This is a genomic window from Bacteroidota bacterium, assembly GCA_018692315.1.
Lineage (GTDB): Bacteria > Bacteroidota > Bacteroidia > Bacteroidales > JABHKC01 > JABHKC01.
This window is the reverse complement of record JABHKC010000233.1, coordinates 35,955-47,320: the sequence shown is the minus strand read 5'-3', so window position 1 is coordinate 47,320 and position 11,366 is coordinate 35,955. Positions and strand designations below refer to the sequence as shown.

The window sequence follows — 11,366 nt, the reverse complement described above, 5'->3', positions numbered from 1 at the left end:
TGAAGTGTGAGTAAATTTAAACAAATAGCAAATATTTTTCTTATAATCTTAATTATAGGTTCTGCCTCATCATGCAAATTGCAGAAGCATTTGTTTGAAATTCCGGAAACTCCATCCAAAGCACTTTTGATAGTTAAAGAAGTAAATTCAGCTCAGATTCCTTTCAATAATTTGTTTTTGAAATTTTCAGGAAAATTGATAAACGATGAATCGAAAATTGGGATAAAAGGAACTATCAAAATTCAAAAAGATAGCCTAATTTGGATTTCAGTCAATCCTGGAATAGGCATAGAGCTGGCTCGAATTGTTTTAAGCCGCGATTCTGTAAAAATTATTGACAAAATAAATTCTACCTATTATATAGGCGATTACGAGTATTTTAATAGAAATTATAAAATACAAATTGACTTTTTTCTACTTCAATCAATTTTGCTGAACAAGTATTTCCAGTACGATGATACAGAAATCAATAGTATTCATAAAAATATGATTTTCGAAGAAACAGATAGTAATATTGTTTGTGTTAAAATTCCAATTGATGCGAATAATCAGGTCTTAGCTTCGATTGAAGGATCAAAAATCCTTCAAGAAATATTTATTGATAGGCAGTTGAATAAAATAACAAAAATATCAATAGCAGATAATTTTGAAAAGAAGAAAATGAATATTGATTATAACGAATTTCAAAAAGTTAATAAATTACTTTTTCCAAAATTGATAAACCTAAATATCAGTAATGAAAGCAATTCGATGGATTTTTCGTTAAAGTATTCAAAAGTTGTGGTCGATAAAAAAATGAGATTTCCTTTTAAAATTTCAAAAAAATATAAACGCATTTATTAATAAGAAATGAAAGCTCGCACTATCTATTTTTTTGCTCTAATATTTGCTGTATTTTTTGCACTTCCAGACAATCTATTCGCCCAAAACAGACAGGATCTTGAAAAGAAAAAACAGAAAAATCAAAAGGAAATTGACTATACCAACAAACTTTTAAAACAAACTAAAAAGAATAAATCCAGTTCATTAAATAAACTGAAACTCCTTAATACAAAAATCAATAGCAGAAAAAATCAAATATCAACCATCAATAAAGAAATTGGATTTATTGAAAGCGAAATCGAAAACAATGGTGAATTAATTGAAACGTTTGAAAAGGAACTTAATTCGATTAAGGAGAATTATGCAAAAATGATTTACTATGCCTATCAAAATTCTAATTCTTATGATAAATTGGCTTTTATCTTGTCGGCAGAAGATATAAATCAGGCATATAAAAGAATAAAATATTTCCAGTATTACACGAAATACCGAAAGTCGCAGGCAGACACTATCATAGCCATGCAAAACGAGTTGAACGAAAAAATCAATGTTTTGGAGGCAAAAAAAAATAAAAAGCAAACTCTAATATATGAAACAGAAGACGTTAAAGACAAACTCTATGGCGAAAAGCAAGAACAATCAACGGTTTTGAATCAGCTAAAGTCTCAAGAAAAAGACCTTAAAAGCAAGATAAAAGAGAAAGAACTGGTTGCGCACAAACTTCAATTAGAAATTGAAAAAATTATTGCAGAAGAGGCACGTAAAGCTGCTGAAAGAGCCAGGTTGGCAGCCTCAAAAGGAAATTCTTCAGGAAAATCAAATTTTGCACTTACGCCAGAAGACAAATTAATTTCCGATAATTTTGGAAAAAACAAAGGACATTTACCATGGCCTACCGAGCGAGGAGTTATAACAGGTGTTTTTGGTGAGCATCCGCATCCGGTTTTGAGTGGAATAAAAATACGGAACAATGGAATTGACATCAGCACAACTGAAGGTTCAATAGTTCGTGCAATTTTCAACGGAACTGTAAGTAAGGTTTTTATGACACCCGATGGAAATCAGGCAGTTATCATACGTCATGGAAATTATCTTAGCGTATATTCTAATTTGAAAGATGTAATTGTGAGTTCCGGAGATAAAATCTCTACCAAACAGACAATAGGTGTAATTAGTACCGAAAAAAAAGAAAATACAACGGAAGTTCATTTTGAAATATGGAAAAATAATTCAAAATTGAATCCCAAATATTGGATTTCAAAAACATGAAAAATTGAAAATTGCTACTGGCTTTTTGTAATCTAAATTTAATATTGCAAAATTAATGAACGAAGAATATAAAATATTACTTTCAAAACTTGATAAGTTTATACGTAAATATTATGTTAATCAGGTAATTAGAGGTCTGTTATTGTCGCTTATATTGTATTTGGTTTTTTATATAAGTGTAAGTATTTCTGAATATTACGGGCACTTTTCTATAGGCATTCGAACCGGTATTTTTTATAGTTTGCTGTCGGTTTTTTCAATAATTTTCATCTGGTTCATCTTAGTTCCAATTCTATCGTTTTTTAAAATTGGAAAAACAATTTCGCACAAACAAGCTTCGAGAATTATATCGAATCATTTTTCCGATATACAAGATAAATTGCTGAATACTTTAGAATTAGCGAATATTGCTGAAGAAAATTCATATTCGCAACAATTGGTTTATGCAAGTATAGATCAAAGAATTGAGCAAATAAAACCAATCCCCTTCAGACGAGCAATCAATTTCAAGAGAAACTTTTCCTACTTCAAATATATTGGTCTGATTGCAATTGTTTTTGCAGCAATTTTTATAATTTCGCCAGCTCTACTAACAGAAGGTGCCGAACGAATTGTCAATCATGACACTTATTACGAACCAAAAGTACCTTTCAAATTTATATTGAAAAATGATTCTCTATTTGCTGAAAAAGGTGGCGATATTGAAATTTTTGCAAAAATTGAGGGAGAATATGTCCCAAAAAAAATATTTATCAGCTTTGGAAGTAATTCCTTCATAATGAAGAAAATAGACAATTCTGAATTTTCATATAAATTCAGAAATTTGAACAACTCATTAGAATTTTTCTTCAATGCAGATAATTATCACTCACAGAATTATACAATTGAAGTTTTACCGGCACCGGTTATTCTCGATTTTGTCGTTTCAATAAATTCACCTACATATACTCAAGAGCCTAACAGAATATTGAATAATGTGGGCGATCTTACTGTTCCATTTGGTTCTAAGATTATTTGGAATTTTAAAACTATTGATATAGACTCGTTGTTTTTTATTTTTGAGAATGAGAAAAAACCAGCAGATTTTTCTAATGATGAATTCAAATTTGAGAAAAAATTCCTTGAAAGCAAAAAATACGCATTAACAATTTCAAATTCCTTCTATATAAAGAAAGAAATTGTCAAATATTTTGTAAATGTGATTCCTGATTTATACCCAAATATTCAAGTTGCCTCAATAGTTGATTCTATTAAACCATCAGTCTTTTATTTTAAAGGAAATATTGATGATGATTATGGATTTAAAAATTTATCTTTTGTATTTTCAAAAAATGAGGAAAACGATTCGATTGTTAATATCCCGATAAGTAAAAATCTAACTATTCAGGAATTTTATTACTCTATCGATTTTGCAAAGCTGAATATCAGTAACGAAGATAAAATTGAATATTATTTTATGGTTTGGGACAACGATGCTGTTTTAGGAAGCAAATCAAGCCGCACAAGAACCTACGAATATTCGATCCCTTCTGAAGAAGAATTGCAAAAACTTTCGGACGATGCTAATAAAAATATTTTTGCAAAAATTGACGAAAGTATGAAATTGGCTGAAAAACTAAAAAAAGACATCAAACAGCTAAAAGAAAAAAACATAAATGAAAATTCAACCACTTGGGAAAAAACTCAAATGGTTGAAGAGATAATGAAAAATCAGAGCAAGCTCGAAGAGCTAATGCAAGAAATTGCCGATGAAAACGAACTTAAAAATGATGTTTTAAACTCTTTTTCTGAAGAAGAACAGGAAATTCTTGACAAGCAACAACAAATTGAAGATCTTCTGGAAAATCTAATGACTGATGAACTAAAAGAATTGATGGATGAACTAAATAAACTTCAGGAGAAATTTAATGAAGACAAATTCAACCAACTTTCAGACGATTTGGAAATGTCTTTTGACGATTTAATGGAGCAATTAGACAGAAATCTTGAGATGCTTAAAGAATTTGAAGTTGAACAAAAAGTAGAGAAAAACATCGAAGATCTAAACGAACTTGCCAAAGAACAAGAAGAGCTTTCTGAAGAAACAAAAGATAAAAAATCGGAAAATAGCGAACTGCAAAAAAAGCAAAATGAACAATCAGAAAAATTTGAAAAGCTAACTGAAGAGATTAAAAAAACTCAAGAATTAAACGATGAGTTAAAAAATCCGATGAAAATGGAAAATCTCGATCAGGAAATCCAAGATATTAATGAAGAGTTTCAAAAAGGATCGGAAAATCTCCAAAAAGGAAAATCAAAAAAAGCTTCAGGAAATCAGAAAAAAAATTCCGAGCAACTTTCAGAAATGTCGCAATCTATGCAACAAATGCTAAATTCTAACAAGCAACAACAAGCAATGGAGGACATGGATAATTTGCGACAAATTTTAGACAATTTGATAAATTTTTCATTCGATCAGGAAGAATTGTTAAAAATCACAAAAAAGATTAGCGACAAAGATCCACTATATATCGACCTAATTGGTAGTCAAAACAAAATTGCCGACGATTTTACGATTATCAAAGATTCGCTCTATGCCTTGGCAAAACGTACACCTCAGCTGAGTAGTACAATAAATAGAGAATTGCTTTCTATTGAAAAAAATCTGTCGAAAACAAATCTATTAATTGAGGATAGAAAAAAAGGTCCGGCAAGTATTAAGCAACAATTCGTGATGACTTCGGCCAACAATTTAGCATTGCTTTTAGCAGAAGCTTTAAAATCTATGCAAAACCAAATGTCGATGGATATGCAAGGACAGCAACAATGCCAGAAAGAAGGAAAAGGAAAACCGTCAATGAAACAAATGCAGGGAATGCAAGAATCATTGAAATCTCAGCTTCAGAGTTTGATAGACCAGATGAAAAAAAAGGACGGCAAAGGAAAACCAGACAAAAACGGAATGAATAAACAATTGGCAAGAATGCTCGCTCAGCAAGAAATATTTCAGAAAATGATGAGCGAAATGGCAAAGAATCAGTCGCTTAAGTCTGGAACAAAAAAAATTATGAACGAGATAAAAAAGCTAATCGACCAAACAGAAAACGACTTAATAAACAAAAATATTACTCCTCAAACTCTTAAACGACAAGAGCTTATATTGACTCGATTGCTCGATGCAGAAAATTCCGAGTATCAAAGAGAAATTGAAAAGAAAAGAGAATCGAAAGAAGGAAATGAAAATATTTTTAGTAACCCAGAGGAGATATTTAAGTATAAAGATGTAAATTTGCAATTTAATGAAATATTGAAGACGTCAAATATAAAATTGATAAATTATTACAACAAAAAATACAAAGAGTATTTAGTCAAATTAAATGAAAATTAGTTGATGAGAAAGAAAATTGAATTCCTGTCGGAAGTTAAGAACCTTTGCCTCGTTGAAAAGTTAATTGATGATATTTCTACTGAATTAAATATTAGCGATGAAATATACGGGAAAATTCAGGTTAGCATAATCGAAGGAGTGAACAATGCGATATTCCATGGTAACAAATTAGATGGTTCTAAAATGGTTGTTTTAAGCTCTTTTACCGACGATAACTTTTTAGTTTTTACTATAGTAGATGAAGGAACAGGATTTAATTTTAATAGAATTCCGGATCCAACCTCACCAGAAAATATTGAAAAGCCTCATGGTCGTGGTGTATTTTTAATGAAACATCTTTCAGACGACTTGAAATTTTTTGATGAAGGAAGGAAAATTGAAATCAAATTTAAATTAAATTAAAACATTGTCTGTCAATTTTTTTAATGAAGAAACGAATTTTGATTTTACTGATTTTGAATTTCTTAAAGATTGGATAAGTAAAGTTGTAATTAATGAAAACAGCATTATAGCCGAAATAAATTATATTTTTTGTTCCGATAAATATCTTTTAGAGCTAAACAAAAAACATCTCAACCACAACTATTTCACTGACGTGATAACTTTCAATTATTCTGAAGGAAGCGAAATTTCTGCCGACATTTTTATTAGTTTAGACAGAGTAAAAGAAAATGCGGAAAAATATTCGGTGTCTTTCCAAAACGAACTTTCAAGAGTTGCACTGCATGGTGTTTTGCATCTGTTAAAATATGATGACAAAACCGATGAAGAGAAAGAAATTATGACGCAAAAAGAAGATTTTTATCTCGAAATATTGCCCTAATAGCTGATCTGTAATTTTCTTCGACAAGCCGTAAATCCTGATATGCTTTTTTACAGATGCAATTTACAAAGCAAAAAAAATCATACCTTTTATTATTAGTTTATAATTACTTATAGTTATAGAATTTGACTTTAAGTTTTTAATTCTACTTTTCAATTAATATTGTTATATATTTGTTGAGAATTTAATGATTATCGTAATGAAAAATGCTAATCTATTTGAATGGTCTGATAAAACAATATTAATTGTTGAAGATATTGATATTAACAATATTTTTTTTGAAGCCGCTTTACGGAAAACTCAAGCAAAATTGATATATGCTTTTAATGGTATAGAAGCTGTAGATATCTGTAAAAAAAACAAAGATATTGATGTGATTTTGATGGACTTACAATTGCCAGAAATGGATGGCTACGAAGCAAGTCGTCAGATTAGAAGCTTTCGGAAAGATGTCCCAATTATTGCTCAAACAGCTCATCTACTCATAAATGCAGAAGCTAATTGCTACAAAGCCGGTTGCAACGATTTTCTAACAAAACCTATTAGGCTGAATCATTTATTAACGAGTATAAGCAAATATATATAGCAAAAGCAAATACTCAATTGTTAAAGCAGAAATTTAATATATAATTTCTTTTTTTAATTAGATTTTTATTGTGAGAGAAATTGCCTTGATTAGAATTCTAAAAATTGTGGTTTTCATCTTATTTTTCTTTTCAGTAAAAATAGTTTTCTCTCAAAATTATAGCCAAAGTTCAGACAACAAAAACTTCCTACAATCTTTATATAGATACGAAAAGCTAAAAGAAATTGCTTATCCTTATTCTACGAAAAGTTTTGATACTAATCATTTTCCATACAAACTTGACAATTCTTTAAATAGTTTTTTCCCACCAATCAGGAATCAAGAATTTTGGAACTGTGGGCAACAAAGTGGTGTAGGATACACTTTTACGTACGAAATAAATTTGCTTCGAGACTTAAGTTCAAAAGAAAGTGAAAATCAATATCCCCCAGATTTTACCTTCAATTTTTTAAATCAAGGAATTTCAAGTAGCATAGGAGTTAGTTATTTCGATAGCTGGAATATTCTGAAACAGTTTGGAAGCCCAAACTACAATGATTTTTATGCCGATTTCGAAGACGATTTTACAAGTCATACCATGTGGATGTCTGGATACGATAAATACCATCGTTCAATGAAAAATAGAGTTCAGGATTTCTATGCAATAGATGTAAGTTCAGAGGATGGATTGAATGTATTGAAACATTGGCTATTTAATCATTTTGACAGCTCGAATTTTGGTGGTCTTGCAAATTTTTACTCATCCACAATCTGGCCAAGCCAAATAAATCAATTGCCCGAAGGAACTCATGAGGCTGGCAAGTGGGTAATAACCAGGTGGAGTAGCACAATATCACATGCAATGACAATTGTTGGATACAATGATTCGATAAGATTTGATTACAACAATGATGGTATTTTTTCAAATAATATTGATTTAAATGGCGATAGCATCCTTGATATGAAAGACTGGGAAATTGGAGGAGTTTTATTTGCTAACAGCTACGGAGCTTCATGGGCAGATTCTGGGAAAGCATATTTCATGTATAAACTATTGGCAGAATCTTTGGATGATGGTGGAATTTGGAATAATGCAGTCCACATTTTACAACCCAAAACAAACTATGAACCAAAACTAACTTTAGACTTGCAACTTGAACATGAGCAGAGAAATATGATTAAAATTGCCACTGGTTTTAGTTACAATCTTAAGAGCGACAAACCAGATGAAATATTTGAATTCCCAATATTTAATTTTCAGGGAGGCTCAAATTCGATGCAAGGATTTAATGAGGCATGGTCAAAGCATATCGAAATTGGGCTTGATATTTCATTTTTATTAGATGAAATGGAAGCAGATAAAGATTTGAAAATTTTTACTTTGATATACGAAAAAGACGTAGATAGTATATCGGAAGGTAAAATATTTGCGGCTAATCTTATTGATTATCAGGAAAATAAAAAAAGCAATTTTATTGAAAAATCGGTTGAAATAATAAATAATAATCTAACTAAAATCAGTATGCCATATAGGAAAAATTCTGGTTGCATAAAAATTGAAACCATAGAATTGCCTGAGGCACAGGTTTTTGAACAATATTATTTTCAATTATTTGCCGAAGGAGGAAATATTCCATATTCATGGACTTTAGATTTGTCTTACGAACAGGAAAGTTTTCAGCATTCTTTTCCAAATATTGATGGCAAGGAGCTTGCATTCAGTAATTTAATTTCAGGTGCAGTTTTTCAAGAATTAGATTTTAGTTTTCCGTTCTTTCAAAATTCGTATGATAGTGTAATCGTTACGACCGAAGGAACAATTATTTTTAATTTAACTGATATAATTCCATACTATAACAATACGGCGAGTTCGCTTGCAATAAATAAAGTTATTGCACCTTTTGGCAGCAATTTGCGGATTATTCCTACGCAAGGCGATGCAGTTTGGTATGAAGGAAATGAAAATGTTGCCTGTTTCAGATGGCAGATGTCCACCGAAATAAATCCACTTAAGACTTTGGTAAATTTTGCTGTAAAATTGTATCCTTCGGGTGTGATAGAATTTTATTACGACGAAATTTCTGACAGCGATTCAACAAATTCGATAATTGAAAATCATTATTGGTATTCGGGAATCTCGAATGGAGACGAAAAACATTATCATATATCAGATTGTTCAAACATATGTAAAATACCTGAAAATTATTCGCTAAGATTCATTCCGCCAGAGTTCCCAAACGAAATTGAAATGTCTGGTTCTGGTTTAATTAGTTTCATGCCAATTATTAACAATAAGAATTGGAATATAAATATTAGAGTTTCAGACAATAATACTTATACTAAAACTTCACTAAATGTTGAAACTACTAACAAATTGCAAGTACAAAAATTTGTTGGAAAACTTGAGCAAAATTTCCCAAATCCGTTTGCTGAAAAAACATCAATAGTTTTTACAAATGAAAACGCCTGTTTTGTAAAATTGGAAATTTACAATATTAGTGGTGAACATATAAAAACTCTGTTGCAAGAATTTAAAGAAAAGGGTGTTCATTCGATAGAATGGGATTGCACCGATGGGCAAAATGTTAAAGTATCCGGTGGTGTTTATTTCTCAAAATTAAGCTTAAAAAACGAAATATTTGTGAAGAAAATATTGCATCTCTAAGCTTTCATATTTTCAAATCTATTTTCTATATCTTCGATTTTTAATATCGAAATAATTATTTTTCCACCAGGCGAATAATTTGGCAGTTTGCATGCAAAAAGTCTATCAACAATATTATTCATTTCTTCGGAAGAAAGTGGTGTGCCATAGTTTATTGCTGCCGTTTTTGCGAGTGAAATTACTACGCTATCTGTAATTTTTTCAGCAATATCATGTTCTGCCTCTTTATAATTTTCGATGAGTAAGTTTATGAATTCTTCCGGTTCCTGAATTTCAAAAACCGAAGGTACGCCATTTATGCAAATATTATTTTTTTCTTTGAATTCTATATTAAAACCGAGTGAATTTATTGATAAATATATTTCGTTGAATATCTCATAATTATCTGGTGATAACTCTATTGTTTTTGGGAAAAGAAGTTTTTGAATTGTAAAGTTTTTTTTGTTGAAAATATTTTGAAAATATTCATAATAAATTCTTTCATGAGCTCTTTTTTGGTCAATTATCATTAATCCCGATTTTACAGAAATCAGAATATATTTATTTTTTATTTGAATAGTATTTCTATTAATTTGGATCTTATTAGAAGTATCTATTTTGGTTTGAGAATGAGTTTCGGCAGGCCTTAGGTTCATGTCGAAATCTTTTTCTACTCCATCGTATAGTTTTTCCCAGTTTGCAGTATTTTGTTTTTGTGAGCCTGATGGTGCAAATTTTCCTTGCATTTCCATCTTCTCATTTTTGAAAGGATTATATGCAGAATTTACCTCCACTGATGGGGGCTGCAAATTGCTATTTTGATTTAAAATTGGAATATTTATTGGATTTTCAGTGCTAAAATCGAGTGTTGGAACTATATTAAATTTTCCCAGTGCTTCTTTCACAACAAGTCGAATAATCTGCCAAATACTTGATTCGTCTTCAAATTTTATTTCAGTTTTTGTTGGGTGAATGTTTATATCAATTTCCGCAGGATCTATCTCTAAAAATAAAAAATATGAGGGAATTAATTCTGAAGAGATAATATTTTCGAAAGCAATAACAACAGCCTTATGAAAGTAAGTATGTCTCATAAATCTGTTATTAGCAAAGAAAAATTGGTCGCCAAAATTCTTTTTTGCCAGTTTTGGTGCCCCAATAAATCCTGATATTTTTAAGATGTCAGATTGAGTATTTATTGAAAGTAAATGCTGGCTTATCGATTTTCCAAAAATATTTGAAATCCTAAGTTTTCTATTCGATGAAGGTAGATTATAAATTGTATTTTCGTTGTGAATTAAGCTGAACGAGATTTCGGGATTGCTTAAAGCTACTCTCTTAAATTCGTTGATGATATGAAAAAATTCTGTTGTGTCTTTTTTTAGAAATTTTCGGCGTGCAGGAACATTATAAAACAAATTTTTAATTATGAAGTTCGAGCCATTTGGGCAACTTATAATATTCTGATTTTCTACATTCGATCCACTTATAATTATGTGTGTTCCAAGTTCATCGTCAAAAAGTTTTGTTTTTAGCTCAACTCTGGCAATGGCAGCTATTGACGCAAGTGCTTCTCCCCGAAATCCCATAGTGCGGATTTCGAAAAGGTCATTTGCACTTTTTATTTTTGATGTTGCATGACGCTCAAAAGCCATCCTACAATCAGTTTCAGACATTCCGCAACCATTGTCAATCACTTGTATCAGGGTTTTTCCTGCATCTTTAATATTGACTTTAATTTCTGTGGCTCCGGAATCAATAGAGTTTTCTATCAATTCTTTTACAACCGAAGCCGGTCGTTGAATAACTTCGCCTGCAGCAATCTGATTTGCAACCGAATCAGGCAATAAATTTATTATATCTGACATTCGATAAA

At 30.5% G+C, this 11,366-nt stretch carries 8 protein-coding genes; 7 read left to right on the top strand and 1 reads right to left on the bottom strand.

The window, feature by feature from the left end; genetic code table 11:
* Positions 1-6: 6 nt before the first annotated feature.
* From HN894_17200 to HN894_17170, 7 genes are all read left to right on the top strand, one after another.
* Positions 7-843 (top strand): DUF4292 domain-containing protein, encoded by an 837-nt coding sequence (locus HN894_17200; protein ID MBT7145061.1) that lies wholly within the window; start codon positions 7-9, stop codon positions 841-843.
* 6 nt (positions 844-849) lie between these two features.
* Complete coding sequence (locus HN894_17195) at positions 850-2,091, top strand: peptidoglycan DD-metalloendopeptidase family protein (GenBank protein ID MBT7145060.1); 1,242 nt, start codon at positions 850-852, stop codon at positions 2,089-2,091.
* Positions 2,092-2,146: 55 nt separating this feature from the next.
* A complete protein-coding gene (locus HN894_17190) occupies positions 2,147-5,458 on the top strand; it encodes a hypothetical protein (GenBank protein ID MBT7145059.1) in 3,312 nt (1,103 codons plus the stop codon).
* A complete protein-coding gene (locus HN894_17185; GenBank protein MBT7145058.1) occupies positions 5,459-5,860 on the top strand; it encodes an ATP-binding protein in 402 nt (133 codons plus the stop codon). It abuts the gene before it with no gap.
* 4 nt (positions 5,861-5,864) lie between these two features.
* Positions 5,865-6,281, top strand: coding sequence for an rRNA maturation RNase YbeY (gene ybeY / locus HN894_17180; protein ID MBT7145057.1), 417 nt, complete (start codon positions 5,865-5,867; stop codon positions 6,279-6,281).
* A gap of 199 nt (positions 6,282-6,480) precedes the next feature.
* Positions 6,481-6,867, top strand: coding sequence for a response regulator (locus HN894_17175; GenBank protein ID MBT7145056.1), 387 nt, complete (start codon positions 6,481-6,483; stop codon positions 6,865-6,867).
* A 70-nt stretch (positions 6,868-6,937) separates the two neighbouring features.
* The gene (locus tag HN894_17170) at positions 6,938-9,511 is read left to right on the top strand and encodes a T9SS type A sorting domain-containing protein (GenBank protein ID MBT7145055.1); all 2,574 of its coding nucleotides are present in this window, start codon (positions 6,938-6,940) and stop codon (positions 9,509-9,511) included.
* Here HN894_17170 and mutL read toward each other — a convergent pair.
* Positions 9,508-11,358, bottom strand: coding sequence for a DNA mismatch repair endonuclease MutL (gene mutL, locus HN894_17165; protein MBT7145054.1), 1,851 nt, complete (start codon positions 11,356-11,358; stop codon positions 9,508-9,510). The genes HN894_17170 and mutL overlap by 4 nt on opposite strands.
* Positions 11,359-11,366: the final 8 nt, after the last annotated feature.